We start from the raw sequence: 15,310 nt of genomic DNA, 5'->3' as shown, positions 1-15,310 counted from the left end.
TAAAGTCGCAGGTTTGGGTATATACTGTCGTGCGCATTTAACGAAACAATGAATTTGGCCAATGTCTCTTTATTTTTGTTCGACTTTATCCGACATAAGGTATAGAAGTTTTCATGTAAAAGGTACTAAACATCTACATAAACCATAATTCATAAGCCATATTTCATTAACCATTCCAAATAGAACGGAGCTTGCCCATGTTCAAGAAAATTTGGTCTCTGTTCAAGACGCAGCCAGAGCTTGTGAGCCCGCTTACCGATTCTGTTGCAGCTTCGGCTCTGCCGCCAGTTACAGCAATTCCTCCCCGTCTGGCTCGTAGTCGGCGCCAAAAGAAGAAGTCTGAACCCGATTGGATCAGCACACCGCAAGAACCATCAACCGCCGAATTACTGCTTGGTTTGCCCAGTGAATATAAAGTGTTGAACGATCTGCTGGTTACCAATCCAAAGTCACGTTCGGGATATTCCCAGATTGATCATGTCGTGATTGGCCCGCGGGCAATCTTTGTCATCGAAACCCGGAATCTGACAACTGGAGAGATTCGTGGGGGCCGCCGCGAAGCGAATTGGTCCGTGAGCAGCAGCAGGGTCAAAATGTATAATCCGCTCATGCAACACCGCGCCCATGTTGAAGCGATTCAGGCACACCTCGGGGATTACAAGCGTGTTCGGCTGGTTTCCATGGTGACGTTCACGAATCGCTGCCGGATCAGTGTTGATCCAGCCGTAAGGTATGTCAATTCCGATGAAATGATTATATATGATCATGAATTGGTGGAGACCATTCAGCGCAAAACAGAACGACTGGAGACACAACTTCCGGAGACCTTATATCAAGAACAGGACACCCAGACGATCTGGAACATGCTGAACACAGTAAATTCAACGGATCATCAGATTCGGGCCGAGCACATGGCGAAGGCTAAAGGAATTAAATAAGCAATTATATAGACAATTAAATCGCCAGCACACAGATTAACGATTAACAAGTAAAGGTTCGCAAAAAAACATGAAACAGGGGTATTCCAGGCCATAGTGCCATTCTCCGGAATATCCCTGTTTGTGTTCTATTTTAACCATTAAGGTAAATGAAGCGTTTGAACATGGCTGGTGTGCATGAACCGCGCACTACCTTCAGCATCAATGAATTCAAGCAACTTGTCGTTGATACTTTTGAGCAATCCAGTCTGTTCGGGTTTGTAACCCAGATTTAAGATGACGAGTTCTCCTGCCATTTTTTGCAGCTGTTGATCGAGTGTGCGAGAGAGTGAGATGGATGATGGCTGTATGGGGAAATGTTGATGTTCCATCGCGAACGGTCTGCTATTGGAGGGAGACGGAATAATATATTTCAGATGATGGATGGAAACGTAGACCGAATGGTGCAAAGGAGAATAGAAGATGAAATAATCGTTCATGATGCTGGTGATATAACCATGCAGCGTTCGCCCACCAATGGAAATCTCACTAAATCTTCCGCGAGCATTCATTAGTACTTTTCGATAAGAGATGTTGTCATGGTCCATTTCGGGATCAGGTGCAGGTACGTTCAGGCTAGTTGAAGTTTCCTCTGATTTTGTAAAATGTAACGTTTGAATATGATGAAGCGGCACATAAATGTAGCGCTGATTCCCATAGACAACGATGATATCTTCTCCTGCATCAATGACCTCGCCCTGAATAGGCAACTTGCAGCCGGACAATTCAAACTCTATCGTTTTACCTAACCACGTTGTTGCAGATTTCACAGTATACCTCCTCTCAATACAGCATAGCCACCCAGATATATAAGGAAAATAGGCTGATAATTAAACTGATGGGTATCACAATGAAGGTTACTTTCATATACTGTTTCCATGAGACCCGAATATGGTGGGTCCGTAATATATACATCCAGATTAAGGTGGCAAGTGTGCCTATGGGTGTTAATAATGCTCCGATGTCACTGCCTAGTATATTAGCGAGATATGCTAGATGAAGTTGAGTATCGCTCAAATGAAGGTCTGTAACAGCGAATGTTCCAATCATGACCGAGGGCAAGTTGTTGAACAAATTAGACAGCACGGTTAATAGTAACCCGGATACAGCAATCAGACTGGCATTGCCTCTTTCGGCAATCGGGCCTGTGAATTCGGTAATCCATGTTGTCATTCCGGCTCGGTGAAGACTGTCCACAATAATATAAATGCTGAAGGCAAAGAGAAGAATATGCCACGGCGTCTGTGTGACGACATCTTTCAGTCCGGATCGTGTACGATACCACCTTACAGCGAGCATCAGGACCACACCGGTGATGGCGACGATCTCCATGTGTACACCGAATTGTTCAGCGAGAAAGTATCCTGCCCGGATCAATACAACAATCCCGATACAGACACGGAACAACCACCAGTCTACATTCGTTTTGGAGTTATCCGATTCGGATTCTGTTGTCTGCAGTGGGTGATAGCCTGATCCAGATGAACTTTGCATGGATACGGGGAACTGATGAATAACTTTGGGTATGCTTCTGCGAAAATAATAGAGTAACAGCAAAGTCATAGCAATAATTCCGAGCATGGATGGTACAAACATCATCTGAGTGTAGGTGTTCAGGTTTAATCCAACCATCTTTAAAGCAATCAGGTTAGCGAGATTACTGAGTCCGATCGGAGCGCTGGAAGCTGTGGCGATGAGTGCACCGGAGATGAGGTAGGGCAACTGCTGATGAATTTTGAGACGTAACATGGAACAGATTCGAATGATGATGGGGGTAGTGATCAGAATGCTACCGTCGTTGTTGAAGAAGATGGTCATGAGAAAACAAAGTAATAGAATCAGCCAGAACAATCGGAAGCCGGAACCTCGTGCCTTTTCAATCATGTTCACAGCGATCCAGCGAAAGAAGCCGATGCTATCCAGAATAATGGACATGACAATGGTGGAAAGAATCGTAATCGCTGCGCCAGATACAATTTCGAAAATGCCCAGGATATGCCCCAAACTGCTTACACCGGTCAGGATAAGAAGCAGCGCCCCAAGCGAAGTGGGAATAGATTCATTTAATCCGCCAGGCCGCCACATCAGGAAAATGACAGTGATGATAAATACCCCGAAGGTTAACCACAACTGGTAATCAGGCATTTACTGTGATTCACCTCCCAGGGGGAGAAGTCCTTGTGAAGACTGTTTCAGATGCTCATGAGTCGAAGTGGGCCTTCCCGGCATAACAATCCAATACAAAGGCACACCTGTCAAGACGATTGCGATAAAGATCAGCATGATCATTCCCCCCTTTAAACTGGTAGTAACTTAGCTCCTTGTGCTTCTCTAATTACCGTTTGCCACCAGACTTATTTCCGCGAGATTGATTTCCCCGTGATTTGTTACCACCAGACTTGTTACCACTCGATTTATTCCCGTGAGACTGATTGCCACGCGACTTGTTGTTGCCTGATTTATTTCCCTGTGATTTGTTTCCGCACGCTTGGTTGCCTGCACTGCGATTCCCTTGGGAACGATTGCCGCCAGACTGCGTATTTTGTGTTTTATTCCCTTGGCTTGTGTTTTTACCGTTGTTGCCGCTGTTATTGCTATTGTTGTTGTTGCTACTTCCACGAACCAGGGAGACGGATTTCACATGTTGTAAAGGAATGCGGATGATCTCCTGATTTTTCAAAGTCAGAATTAATTGACTCTGGTTGGCATCGGCCAGGATGCCTTCCACTTTTTCCGGGCCTCCGCGGTTGATCTGCACAGGACGGAAGCGAAGTGCCTGCATAACGCCAAGGAATGTGTTCGCCGGAATCGCATTCCCCATAGGTCCTCTGGCTCCGCCGGAACGACCTGTGTCTGTAATACTTTTGACATGAGCATCATTCACATACACCATACCTTCTTTGCAGCTCACAGCCATGTAGTCCCAGCGTACATCCATTAATGTGCCTTGGATTGCATCGGGTCCACCACGATTAATCTTGACTTCTCTTCCAACCAAACCTCTCATTCCCTGACCATTCATAGACATTGTATTTTGCCCCTTCCCAGATATAAGTTCAGATAGGCCGCTGACGGTTGTTCGTTGAATCCCTGCCACTCGTCATTGGAGTCTGTCTGTAGTTTAATCATATGTGTACCTAGCATCTGAGGAACCAGCAGACAACCATTTATATAGTAAATTGGCAGTAATCTATGAGAAAAATGGTGATTTATAGATTAGTGTGATATGTTTTCAGCAAATTTACATTGTGACTTCGCGGATGGTTCCATAAATGGGCTGTGCATTCGCCCTTACGGCCTGCTGTGCTTGTGCATAGGATGATGTAATAGCCTACGGGCTTAACTCACAGGTGACCGAAAGGCGGATGGAAATGACTCTACCTGTCTACCACATCCATGTGTCGACGAATGAATACCAGCGATTAACATCGAACATATGGTCAGAAGCGTTTGTAAACGGCACGATGCAGATGGACGGCAAGCAGCTTCCCATTCGAATTCGGTACCGGGGTGGGCATACACGCGCTTATGAGAAAAAATCATTCGAGATTCGTACGGCAAGCCGTACGTTCCACTTCAATGCGGAATATGATGACCCTTCACTGTTACGGAACGCACTTTCATTTCAGTTCTTTGAGTCCATTCGAGTTCCGGCACCTGCTACGCGCCACTGTGTGCTGTATCTCAATGATCAACTCGCAGGGGTGTATGTAAGAATTGAAGGCGTGAAGTCTTCTTTTTTTCGCCAGCGGAGAATGCCTGTCCGGAGTATTTTCTATGCCGTCAACGACAACGCCAATTTTGCATTATCAACCGGATCAACTCATTCAGAAAACAGCCAGTTATCTGGATACAGCCTGATCCGCGGCGATACAGAGGACCGCCGAAGGCTACGCAGGTTTATTCAACAATTGAATATGAAGTCCAAGATGGATCTGTTTCGTTTTTTACAATCGCGGGTGGATATCGATAACTATTTGCGATGGTTGAGCGGGGCTGTGCTGACAGGCAACTTCGACGGCTTCCATCAGAACTATACATGGTACGAAAAAGTAAAAAGTGGAAAATACGGTATCCTTCCTTGGGATTACGAAGGGACTTGGGGGAGGAATTGTTACGGCGCCAAGGTCAATCCGAATCTGGTTCGCATTCAGGGGTACAATAAACTTACGGGGCGTTTGCTCGCATTCCGCACGTTCCGTGAGCAGTATAAGAAGCTGATGAAACAACATTTGGAGGGTACCTTTACGGAGAAAAGAATCATGCCGCTAGTATATCGATTACACGATGGAATTCGGGAAGATGTAGGGAACGACCCTTATATGAAGTGGCCCATGAATGTCTTTCTGAATGAACCGGAGAAGATTCGCACGTATGTGAGAGAGCGGCGTGAGTACGTAGGCACCGCGTTGAAACAGCTGTAAAAGGGTGCCGAGGCAACGGGCGACGCTGCCTCGGGTATTTTATTCTGATAAGCCAGCATGTTTTTGAGCAGTCGATTGCAGCTTAAAATTTGAGGTTAATATTAAGAATGAGAAGAACATAACGGTGTGCAGATGGAAAATGCGATATAATAGTCGTATTGGTTACGTGAAATTTTACATAGCTTTAAAGAAAGAGAATAACGGAGCTGATGGTGTGATTGTAATGCAGTACCGCCAGTAACGTGCTCCGGGCCGGAGGAATGGGAATGCTCAAGCTGTTCGTTCACTTGAAAAAGTACCGGGTTGCCGCCATTGCAGCATTGGTTATGATGCTGATTGAATTAACGGTGGAGCTGGCTCAGCCTTATCTGATCTCCAAAATCATTGATAATGGCATTCAGCAGGGAGATCTGACCGTCGTATGGATGTGGGGGGGCGTGCTGGTCGGCAGTGCGGTTATCGCGTTTGCGGCCGGGATTGCCAGTTCATTCTTTGCCTCGCATGCGAGTCTTGGATTCGGGTATGATCTGCGAGAGAAGCTGTATGACAAGATGCAAACGTTTTCCTATGCCGTGTTCAACCGTTTTGCGACATCATCGCTAATCACACGGTTAACTGGGGATGTGACTCAGGTGCAGGATACCATCTTCATGAGTCTTCGCTTCATGACCCGTGTTCCGCTCGTGGTGATCGGGAGCATGATTATGGCGATTGTGGTCAGTCCGAGGTTGGGCTTGTTGCTTGTTGTCATGGTGCCGGTGTTGCTTGTTGTTGTGATCTGGATGATTAAAAAGGCAGCGCTGCTGTTCCGCAATGTGCAGCGCAGACTGGATGCCGTGAACGGTGTCATCCAGGAGAATCTGACAGGCATCCGGCTGATCCGTGTTTTTGTACGGATGGGCCATGAGATTGAACGCTTTGCCGGTTTCAGCGGCAAGCTGATGAAAGGCACGATCTCTGCGCTTCGCCTGACGGAGACCACGATGCCATTCATGTTGCTGATGATGAACGGTTGTATTATCGCCGTACTTTGGTTTGGACGGAAGGATATCGTATCAGGTTCTGCAACCGTTGGTGAAGTCGTTGCGGTCATTAACTATCTGTTGCGTACGATTGGAGCGATGTCGGCGCTCTCCTGGATTTTGGTTACATTCTCACGGGCAAGTGCTTCAGCACAGCGTCTGAATGAAGTGTTTGAAACCGAGGATACGTCAGAGACGGAGCGTACGAGTCAGCGGGAACAGGCCGGACACATGGATACCCAAAGCTCATTGAATCCTTTGCATAGCTCTGGTTCCTTACAGCATAAGCAGGAACAACGAGCCGTACAAGGTGAAGTTGAGTTCCGCGGAGTTGGTTTCAGTTATCCCAATAGTGAGATTAAAGTGCTGGAAGATATTACGTTCTCTGCAAAAGCAGGTGAGCGGATTGCGATTATGGGAGCTACCGGATCAGGAAAATCCTCTCTGGTGCAACTCATTCCACGCTTGTATACGGAAGAACAAGGTAAGGTACGTATTGATGCTGTGGATGCATCCGAGCTGGATTTGCCTACCCTTCGTAAAGCCATTGGTTATGTTCCTCAGGAAGTCGTACTGTTCACGGGTTCTGTGCGTGAAAACATTGCTTGGGGACGAGAAGATGCCACGATGGATGAAATTGTGGAAGCGGCAAAGCGGGCTCAGATTCATGAGACCATCGAGCAGTTGCCGAACGGATATGATACGTTGCTCGGTCAAAGGGGTGTTAACCTTTCGGGTGGACAAAAGCAGCGCCTCTCCATTGCGAGAGCTTTGGTACGCCGTCCGAGCATACTTATTCTGGATGACAGCACAAGTGCACTCGATGTAGCTACTGAAGGCAGGCTTCTAGGTGCACTGGAAGACCTCTCCTGTACGACGTTTCTTATTACGCAGAAGATCAGTTCAACCACTTCGGCTGACCTGATTCTGCTCCTGGATGATGGACGCCTGATTGGACAGGGAAAACACGAAGACTTGATGGAGTCGTCGGAGTTATACCGCCGAATTCATGAATCACAATATGGGGAGGGCGCACAGTATGTTCAAAGCAGTCATTGAGCCTTTCCGTCAGCCACAGCCTGTTCTGGATTCCGAGTCACTCCGTTCAGGGAGCCAGCGTAAGCCGAAAGTGAGAGCCAAAAACTGGTCAGGCACGCTTGGTCGGATCTGGAGTTATCTCTCACGCCGCAAAGTCAAGCTTTCACTTGTGCTTCTGATGGTATTTGCCAGCTCTGCGCTGGCTCTGCTTGGGCCTTATATGGTCGGTGTAGCAGTGGACCAATTTATCGCCGGAGAGGTGACCAGTTCAAGCTGGACCTGGTTTCTACTCGGACTGGTAGCGGTGTATGTACTCTTTTCACTTACATCCTGGCTCCAGAATATATGGATGATTGAAATTGCGCAGGAGACAGTATTCCGTATGCGTTATGATCTGTTTGCTCATCTACATAAGCTGCCGATTCCGTTCTTTGGGAAGCGCCAGCAAGGTGAGATTATGAGCCGGGTCACCAACGATATTGAGAACGTCAGCAGTACGCTGAACAGCTCAGCGATTCAGATTTTTTCGAGTGTGTTAACGCTAATTGGCACATTAGGTGTGATGTTGTGGCTCAGCCCGTTGCTCACGTTACTCACATTTATTGTTGTACCTCTAATGGCTCTGGGGATGCGCTGGATAACGCGCAGAACGGGTCCGCTTTTCAAAGAGCGGCAGCGAAATCTGGGGGAACTCAACGGTTATATTGAGGAAACGTTATCCGGACAGCGGATCATCAAGGCTTTTTCGCAGGAAGAACGGGTCATTCGCGGCTTTGAGGAGCGTAATATGCGCATTCGTATTTCCGCATTCTGGGCACAGACGATTTCAGGTTTTATTCCAAAACTGATGAACGGACTCAACAACCTGAGCTTTGCAATCGTCGCGGGGATTGGCGGTATTTTGGCGATACAGGGTTCCGTTACGGTAGGGGTTATCATTATTTTTGTGGAGTATGCGCGTCAATTCACACGTCCGTTGAACGATCTGGCAAATCAGTGGAACACGCTGTTGTCTGCGATCGCAGGGGCAGAGCGGGTGTTCGAGGTGCTGGATGAGGATGAGGAATCCAAGGATGAAGGGGCTGCAATTGCCTTGGATAATATTCAGGGCAACGTTCGGTTCGATAAAGTCTCCTTTGGATATGATGAGGGTCGTGATATTCTTCGTGACATCAGTTTTGAAGCGAAGCCAGGCGAGATGATTGCGCTGGTCGGTCCAACAGGAGCAGGCAAAACAACGCTGATTCAGCTCTTATCCCGTTTTTATGATCCGACAAGTGGAACGATTACGGTGGATGGGCAGAAGGTGACAACCATTCGGAGGGAAAACCTGCGGTCGCACATGGCGTTTGTGTTGCAGGATTCATTTTTGTTCCAGGGAACGATTCGTGAGAATATCCGGTTCGGACGTCTGGATGCAACCGATGAAGAAGTGGAGATTGCCTCCAAGCTGGCAAATGCACATTCCTTTATAATGCGAATGAAGAACGGGTATGACCGTGTGCTCCAGGCGGACGGGAGTGGCATTAGCCAAGGACAAAAGCAATTGCTTGCTATTGCCCGGGCCATCCTGGCTGATCCGTCCATTCTGGTATTGGACGAGGCGACCAGCAGCATTGATACGGTGACCGAGATCAAAATTCAGGAGGGATTGGAACGTCTCATGCATGGCCGCACCAGCTTTGTTATTGCCCACAGGCTGAATACGATTCGTCAGGCTGACCGCATTCTGGTACTTAAGGACGGGAAATTGCTGGAGCAGGGTTCACATGATGAGCTGCTGAAACAGGGTGGATTTTATAGTGAGCTGTATAACAGCCAACTGCGGAAGAAAGCACAGTAGAGTGTAGGCTGGCATGAAACAAGCAGGAGAGTCTTGGAAAGGGAGAGAGAGACTCTTCCTTCCGGTATACACAAGGTAATGCTAACTTAGGCTAGCGATGTAACAGCAGAAGGATTGGGGCCCGGAAGGGGGCTTCAATCCTTCTTTTGATATGTTGATATGTGCAGTAAAGAAAAAGATATTGATCCTTGACAGAGAGGAAGTCACAGGTGTATATTTAGTTCGTGAATAGTTAGATATCTAACATTTAGAGATTTGATCTGTTCGAGTAAGTAAGTAAGTAAGTAAGTAAGTAAGTAAGCGACCAGTGATGAAACAAATTAAAGAGGAAGAGAAACAGGAAGGAGAGAATTCATGCGCGAAAATACGCCGTATTCGGATCTGTTTCAAACGATTGGCATCAAGATCAAACGCAAAGCCGATGAGCAGGTTAACGAACTGGGATTGAACGCACAGCAAGGAAGAATCATTGGATATATCTACGAGCATCAGGACGAAGGATTAATTCAGAAAAATCTGGCTGACGCATTCAACCGCAGAGATGCAACGATTACAAGTATGTTAAAAGGACTGGAGAAGAACGGTTATATCGTTCGAAAAATTCCTGCTGACAATGAACGGCAAAAGAATCTGTACGTGCTGCCGAAGGGCGAGCAGGTGATTCAAGATATAGAGCAGATGTTTGCGACCGTGGAGAACGAGATTGTGAAAAGTTTGACGGATGAAGAGCAGGCAACATTGATGCGTTTGCTGACCAAGGTTAATCAGAATTTATAAGCTTGATTACGGTGACTGGGGATATATAGAGCAGATGAACTGCTCTTGGGTGGAAACTTAGATTTCGAACTATTAGTGTTCTATTAATCAAGTTGTAAATATATGTGTAATTATGGCTGTAGTTGTACCTGTAATATGAAAGTAATTATGAACGTAAATGCATCAAGCTGTATATTTCTTTGCAGAATATTATGAACTTAAATTCGTATTTTTTTAAACGAATACTTAGAACTCTAATTGTTAAAAGATTAAGAAAGGTGGAAGTTACCATGAAAGAAAAACATTCAAACTCCTATTATCTGGACAAAGCGCCTGTCCACAAGTCGATTATGCATCTGTCCATACCAATGATGCTTGGTATGTCTGCGGGAACATTGTACAACCTCATCAACGCGTTCTTTATCGGTCTGGTTCATGATACGGGCATGTTTAGCGCCATTACACTGGGACTGCCGATCTTTACGGTATTAATGGCTTTTGGCAATATGTTCGGGGTTGGCGGTGGCACATTCATTACACGCTTAGCGGCAACGGGAGAGCAGGAAAAGGCAAAACGAGTCGCAGGATATTCCTTTTACTCGAGCTTGGGCATTGGTTTAATGATTGCCCTGATCGCCTGGTTGTTCATCTCACCTATTGTTCAGGGACTGGGAGCGGATCAAGCTGTATATGAGTACACAAGTCAATATGCGATTACACTTCTGGGCGGAGGAGCTATCGTTATTCTTAATTTTGCGCTGGAACAGCTCGTTCGGTCGGAGGGGGCTTCGAAAGAATCCATGATCGGCATGTTCATTAGCATCGCAGCCAGCATCGTTCTGGATGTGCTATTGATTCTAGTGATGAATTGGCATGTGATTGGAGCTGCTTTATCCATTGTATTAGCCAATGCTTGTTCTGCGGCCTATTATGTTTGGTTTTTGTCCCGCCGCAGCGAGAATTTGCGAGGGTTTCTGGGACATTGGAAACTTCAGGTCAAAGACCAGATGGAAGTATTCAAAATCGGAGTTTCCGAATTGCTACAGACCTCTTTTCTAATTGTATCTACACTACTACTGAACCATTACGCCATGATCTATGGAGAAAGCGCAGTCGCTGGATTTGGTATTGCTTTACGGGTTGTACAGCTACCCGAGTTTCTGGCAATGGGTATCTTTATGGGGATTATCCCACTGGTGGCACACAGTTTCGCGAGTAAGAAGTTTGGTCGTTTAAAGGCTACGTATAAGCAGGCTTCGCTGTATATCATCGGTATTGGTGTTCTTTTCATAGGCATCGTTTATATGTTCAAGGAACCTGTAATTCGGTTGTTCTCTTCGGATGCAGCCGTACTGGAGGCGGGAAGTTCAATTCTGGTAGCAATGTTGATCTCTGCGCTGTTCACTGGATTAACAGGATTGTTTACAGGCATTTTCAAAGCTGCTGGAGAAGGCATACCAACCAATGTCATGGCGATATGCCAAGGCACGCTGTTTATCCCGGTAATTATCGTTTTCCATAAATTTTATGGCCTTACAGGTATCATCTGGTCTATGACAGTAACGGAGATCATTACAAGTGCGCTGGGACTCATCCTGTTCGCTTACCACTACAGACGCATGAATAGGATGCACCAACAGGTTGCTATTTGAAATGAGAGGTACATGGATATATACTGATGCTTTAATGGGAAAATATACCATGACGTGATAGGAACAGGTGGATATACTGAAATGAGTTTATTGTTCACAAGGAGGTTGTTCGTCTGGTTTGAAAAATCCCAAACTTGCATATCGGCTTATATTCTTCAATTCGATTTATGGAATAACCCTTTTGGCCTATCCGGTTGTGCTGATCATGAGTGTGTATTTATATGCCTATCGGGAATCAGGTGCACACCCATTGTTAGATACAATTGCGGCAGTCCTTATGGCTACGTATCCCATTGGTGTGTTAGCTTCCTTATTATGCTGGGCGTTCTATCATTCGGGCAAAAGCAAATGGGCAACCGCGACTGCAAATTTGTTTCTGCTCTGGTTAGGGGCTTTTCTCATTGTACTGCTTCTATCGGATTCCTTGTTTTAATAGAGCAATGTTGATCCTACCAGTGATTCCATAGTCTTCGTTCCATAAAAAGTAAAAAGGGCGAAACCGGATAAAGCCGGCTCCGTCCTTTTTCACGTACTCGTTTAATACATGTACTTGTTCATTTTTCGTTTTCCACAATCCAAACTTCAGTTGGTGACCTTCCAGTTATGCACTTCCCGAACTTGTAATGGCTGATTCCTGCGAATGAAATCTTCTACTAGTGCAGCCATGTCCGTGGCTCCTTCATGGAGTACCTTTTTGCCTGGGTACATCGCATAATCCCCACCGCCTGCCGCGCGATAACTGTTCATCACGACGGAGTATGTACCATCCATCTCCAGCGGTTTTCCATCACGTTCCAACTTCACCACACGGCTACCTACAGGCTGTGAGATGTTCAGTTCGTATTCGATGCCAGCCCACATGTCGTAATTGTAGTGTTGAGGTTTGGGCTGCATATACGCCGGATTTACGATGACTTCCCCCGATAAGTTCAGTTCGAAATAACGTGCAGTCTGCTCCAATGCTTCCCGAATATCCTTTCCGCTGAGTTCAAGCACAGTTAGAGTGTTGGGATAAATGAAGTTTGATAACACATCCCGCACCGTAATTTGCTTGCCGAAACCACGAGCTTCTTCGCTAAGCATAGCCGTATTGGAAAGCTGGGCTCCGGTTGCTTCCATCTGCACCTGATGTACAAAGTCAATAAAAGGATGCGCCTGCAGCCGTAGCTGTGTGGCACTGGATATTGATAGATCTCCGTCCCCGTCTACTTCGCCAATCGGCTGATCGAGCCAAGTTTGTGCCGAAGATTCCAGTTCATCCGTCAGCTTCATTACTGCTGGATCAGGCTTTAGATCAGGGTAAGCCTCAAGTAACAGCAACTTCGCTTTTTTCTCCGTTACCACCCATTTGCCCGTGTCCGGCGATTGCTTAAGTTGCACAGAAACTTGACCGAGTCCACTGCCATTAAACCCTGGTTGAATTACAGTTACCCCATGGATTTCGCCAGTCAATTGGCGATGCTGATGACCCGTCAGTAGTACGTCAATGCCATCAATCTCTCGGCAGATGGCATATGCCTGATTTTCCCCCGTCAAGCGCTCTGCAGCTTCACCCGTTTCCAGATCACACTCAAATCCCCCATGATAACTGACCACCAGTATGTCTGGTTGCTCATATTCTCGTATATACTTCACCCACGTACGAATCGTATCTAGTGCATCCATGAAATGCAGTCCTTCAATATTTTTCGGATGCTCCCAGTTGGGGATGTAATGGGTGGTTGCACCGAGCAAGGCGATTTTTACACCAGTCGAGAGCGTCTTAATCAGATACGGTTCGCCAAAAGCCGGAATACCTGCTCCTTCAGGAGCAAGCGGCAGTTCTGCAATATTGGCAGACAGCCAAGGGAAGGAGGAACCTTCCACCGCACCGCGCAGCAATTCCTGACCATAGTTAAACTCATGGTTTCCCATCACTGCGGCATCGTATCCCAGCTCATTTAACACGTGAATAAAAGGATGTGTCTGCGCTTTGGGTGCATGAGAAGCTGCATAAGAAGCTAGAGGGGAGCCTTGCAACAAGTCTCCGTTATCAATTAGCAGTAATTCAGGCGAACGTTCACGTTCCTGCCGAATCAGGGAAGCCAGCAAAGCAAGACCGGCATGACGATATGCGTTGGTATTGTAATGGATCGGGCGAATCGCCCCGTGAAGGTCACTTGTGAACAAGATATCGAAGTTTGTCGTAGGGGGAATGCGTGTCATTTTACAATCTCCTCTAATATATAAGTTTAGATATATGGCATAAACCGTAGAAAGAAGCAGAAGAATTAGCCTGAATAACGGGTGTTAAGCCTTACTCCAAGCGTAATTTCTCCGAATTCATCGACCATAATGAGCCTATTTTAACAGAAGAATGTCACGTTGACAGCCTGCCAAGAAACTTTACAAAACTCCAAATTTCGTTTCACATCACGCAAATATTTGCCAATTATAGTAGACAAGTATTGAAAATTAGAAAAACTTTTGGAGGGTGTTCGATTGAAGAAGTCTGCTTTATTTTTACCATTGTTGATTTTGGTACTGTTCCTGAGTGCATGTGGGTCTAATGCTACGTCCAATTCGTCAAATGGCGCTGAAGCCAATTCAAGCGCGTCCGGCACATCAACCGAAACAGCAGAGAAAGACAAAACCGCTGAAGGTTATGTACCTACGGAACTGACAGTGCAATTCGTTCCTTCACAGAATGCAGACACCCTTGAAGCAAAAGCAAAACCGCTGGAAAAACTGCTTGGCGACAAGCTGGGTATCCCGGTAAAAGTCAGCGTATCCACGGACTACAACACAATTATCGAAGCGATGGCTTCCAAAAAAGTAGATGTAGGTTTCCTGCCTCCGACAGCTTATGTACTTGCGAAAGAAAAAGGAGCAGCACAAGTCATTTTGCAAGCACAGCGTTTTGGTGTGAATGATGAGACTGGCGCTCCGACAGAGCAACTGGCAGATTCTTATAAATCGATGATTATTGTCAAAAAAGACTCTCCGATCCAATCGGTTGAGGATCTGAAAGGTAAGAAAATGGCTTATCAGAACGTAACGTCTTCCGCTGGTTATGTATGGCCTGCAGCCTTGTTGCTGGATCGCGGCATTGATCCGCTCAAAGATGTACAGCCTGTAACCGTTAAAGGCCATGACCAAGCTGTTCTTGCCGTATTGAACGGTGACGTAGATGCAGCAGCTATTTTCCAGGATGCCCGTAACACGGTTTCCAAAGACTACCCGAATGTGTTCAAAGATACACGTGTACTTGCTTTCACTGAGCCTATTCCTAACGATACGATTGCCGTTCGTACCGACATGAACGCAGATTGGACAGCGAAGATCAAACAAGCCTTCATCGATATCGGTAAAGATACAGAAGGCCACAAGATCATCAAAGAAATCTACACGCACGAAGGTTATGTGGAGTCCGATGACAGCAAGTTCGATATCGTTCGCCAGTATAACGAGAAAGTGAAAACCGAGTAGTTTTTCGTTCCAACAAGCCATTCGTGACTTTGCACAGTGAACAGGCCAGTTCAGCGTAATTGACGCTGTTCTGGCTTGTGCCGTTATTATAAGTTTCTGCTATATAAGCTGAACTAAAGTTTTTACACAA

The 15,310-nt window shown here is 46.3% G+C and carries 13 protein-coding genes; 8 read left to right on the top strand and 5 right to left on the bottom strand.

Annotated elements, in window-relative coordinates; all coding sequences use genetic code 11:
* The first annotated feature begins 197 nt into the window (after positions 1-197).
* Positions 198-938 carry a nuclease-related domain-containing protein gene (locus J2T16_RS25715; RefSeq protein ID WP_499019571.1) on the top strand — a complete coding sequence of 247 codons (741 nt, stop codon included), beginning with the start codon at positions 198-200 and terminating at the stop codon, positions 936-938.
* Positions 939-1,078: 140 nt separating this feature from the next.
* Here the strand turns inward: J2T16_RS25715 and J2T16_RS25710 are convergent, their stop codons facing one another.
* From J2T16_RS25710 to J2T16_RS25695, 4 genes are read right to left on the bottom strand one after another with little or no spacing between them, the layout of a single operon-like run.
* The gene (locus tag J2T16_RS25710; protein ID WP_336121006.1) at positions 1,079-1,747 is read right to left on the bottom strand and encodes a YwrJ family protein; all 669 of its coding nucleotides are present in this window, start codon (positions 1,745-1,747) and stop codon (positions 1,079-1,081) included.
* A gap of 13 nt (positions 1,748-1,760) precedes the next feature.
* A complete protein-coding gene (locus J2T16_RS25705; RefSeq protein WP_336121005.1) occupies positions 1,761-3,122 on the bottom strand; it encodes an arsenic transporter in 1,362 nt (453 codons plus the stop codon).
* A complete protein-coding gene (locus tag J2T16_RS25700; RefSeq protein WP_167375667.1) occupies positions 3,123-3,260 on the bottom strand; it encodes a hypothetical protein in 138 nt (45 codons plus the stop codon). It abuts the gene before it with no gap.
* Between the two features lie 52 nt (positions 3,261-3,312).
* On the bottom strand, positions 3,313-4,005 hold the full coding sequence (locus J2T16_RS25695) for an LSm family protein (RefSeq protein WP_339835952.1): 693 nt from the start codon (positions 4,003-4,005) through the stop codon (positions 3,313-3,315).
* Between the two features lie 370 nt (positions 4,006-4,375).
* Between J2T16_RS25695 and J2T16_RS25690 the strand changes: the two genes are divergently transcribed.
* The 6 genes from J2T16_RS25690 to J2T16_RS25665 all read left to right on the top strand — a co-directional run bounded on the left by J2T16_RS25690 (position 4,376) and on the right by J2T16_RS25665 (position 12,145).
* Positions 4,376-5,401, top strand: a complete 1,026-nt coding sequence (locus tag J2T16_RS25690) for a CotH kinase family protein (protein WP_499019566.1) — start codon at positions 4,376-4,378, stop codon at positions 5,399-5,401.
* 260 nt (positions 5,402-5,661) lie between these two features.
* Positions 5,662-7,482, top strand: a complete 1,821-nt coding sequence (locus J2T16_RS25685; protein ID WP_339839216.1) for an ABC transporter ATP-binding protein — start codon at positions 5,662-5,664, stop codon at positions 7,480-7,482.
* A complete protein-coding gene (locus J2T16_RS25680; protein ID WP_339835958.1) occupies positions 7,463-9,304 on the top strand; it encodes an ABC transporter ATP-binding protein in 1,842 nt (613 codons plus the stop codon). The genes J2T16_RS25685 and J2T16_RS25680 overlap by 20 nt, the downstream gene beginning before the upstream one ends.
* Before the next feature lie 354 nt (positions 9,305-9,658).
* Complete coding sequence (locus J2T16_RS25675) at positions 9,659-10,081, top strand: MarR family winged helix-turn-helix transcriptional regulator (protein ID WP_154890675.1); 423 nt, start codon at positions 9,659-9,661, stop codon at positions 10,079-10,081.
* A gap of 269 nt (positions 10,082-10,350) precedes the next feature.
* A complete protein-coding gene (locus J2T16_RS25670; protein ID WP_499019564.1) occupies positions 10,351-11,712 on the top strand; it encodes an MATE family efflux transporter in 1,362 nt (453 codons plus the stop codon).
* A gap of 118 nt (positions 11,713-11,830) precedes the next feature.
* Complete coding sequence (locus J2T16_RS25665; RefSeq protein WP_499019562.1) at positions 11,831-12,145, top strand: hypothetical protein; 315 nt, start codon at positions 11,831-11,833, stop codon at positions 12,143-12,145.
* A gap of 149 nt (positions 12,146-12,294) precedes the next feature.
* Here the strand turns inward: J2T16_RS25665 and J2T16_RS25660 are convergent, their stop codons facing one another.
* A complete protein-coding gene (locus tag J2T16_RS25660) occupies positions 12,295-13,917 on the bottom strand; it encodes a bifunctional metallophosphatase/5'-nucleotidase (RefSeq protein ID WP_499019560.1) in 1,623 nt (540 codons plus the stop codon).
* 276 nt (positions 13,918-14,193) lie between these two features.
* On the opposite strand from J2T16_RS25660, the gene J2T16_RS25655 reads away from it, so the two are divergent.
* Positions 14,194-15,180 (top strand): phosphate/phosphite/phosphonate ABC transporter substrate-binding protein, encoded by a 987-nt coding sequence (locus tag J2T16_RS25655; protein ID WP_154890679.1) that lies wholly within the window; start codon positions 14,194-14,196, stop codon positions 15,178-15,180.
* The last annotated feature ends 130 nt before the right edge of the window (positions 15,181-15,310 follow it).

It is taken from the genome of Paenibacillus intestini (genome assembly GCF_030803945.1).
GTDB lineage: Bacteria > Bacillota > Bacilli > Paenibacillales > Paenibacillaceae > Paenibacillus > Paenibacillus polysaccharolyticus.
Note: the sequence above shows the minus strand (reverse complement) of the source record. Positions and strands in the feature narration are given on the sequence as shown.

Coding starts and splice junctions, on each gene's coding strand:
- J2T16_RS25660 (WP_499019560.1), bottom strand. CDS start 13,917: ATGACACGCATTCCCCCTACGACAAACTTCGATATCTTGTTCACAAGT.
- J2T16_RS25705 (WP_336121005.1), bottom strand. CDS start 3,122: ATGCCTGATTACCAGTTGTGGTTAACCTTCGGGGTATTTATCATCACT.
- J2T16_RS25670 (WP_499019564.1), top strand. CDS start 10,351: ATGAAAGAAAAACATTCAAACTCCTATTATCTGGACAAAGCGCCTGTC.
- J2T16_RS25700 (WP_167375667.1), bottom strand. CDS start 3,260: ATGCTGATCTTTATCGCAATCGTCTTGACAGGTGTGCCTTTGTATTGG.
- J2T16_RS25685 (WP_339839216.1), top strand. CDS start 5,662: ATGGGAATGCTCAAGCTGTTCGTTCACTTGAAAAAGTACCGGGTTGCC.
- J2T16_RS25680 (WP_339835958.1), top strand. CDS start 7,463: ATGTTCAAAGCAGTCATTGAGCCTTTCCGTCAGCCACAGCCTGTTCTG.
- J2T16_RS25695 (WP_339835952.1), bottom strand. CDS start 4,005: ATGTCTATGAATGGTCAGGGAATGAGAGGTTTGGTTGGAAGAGAAGTC.
- J2T16_RS25675 (WP_154890675.1), top strand. CDS start 9,659: ATGCGCGAAAATACGCCGTATTCGGATCTGTTTCAAACGATTGGCATC.
- J2T16_RS25715 (WP_499019571.1), top strand. CDS start 198: ATGTTCAAGAAAATTTGGTCTCTGTTCAAGACGCAGCCAGAGCTTGTG.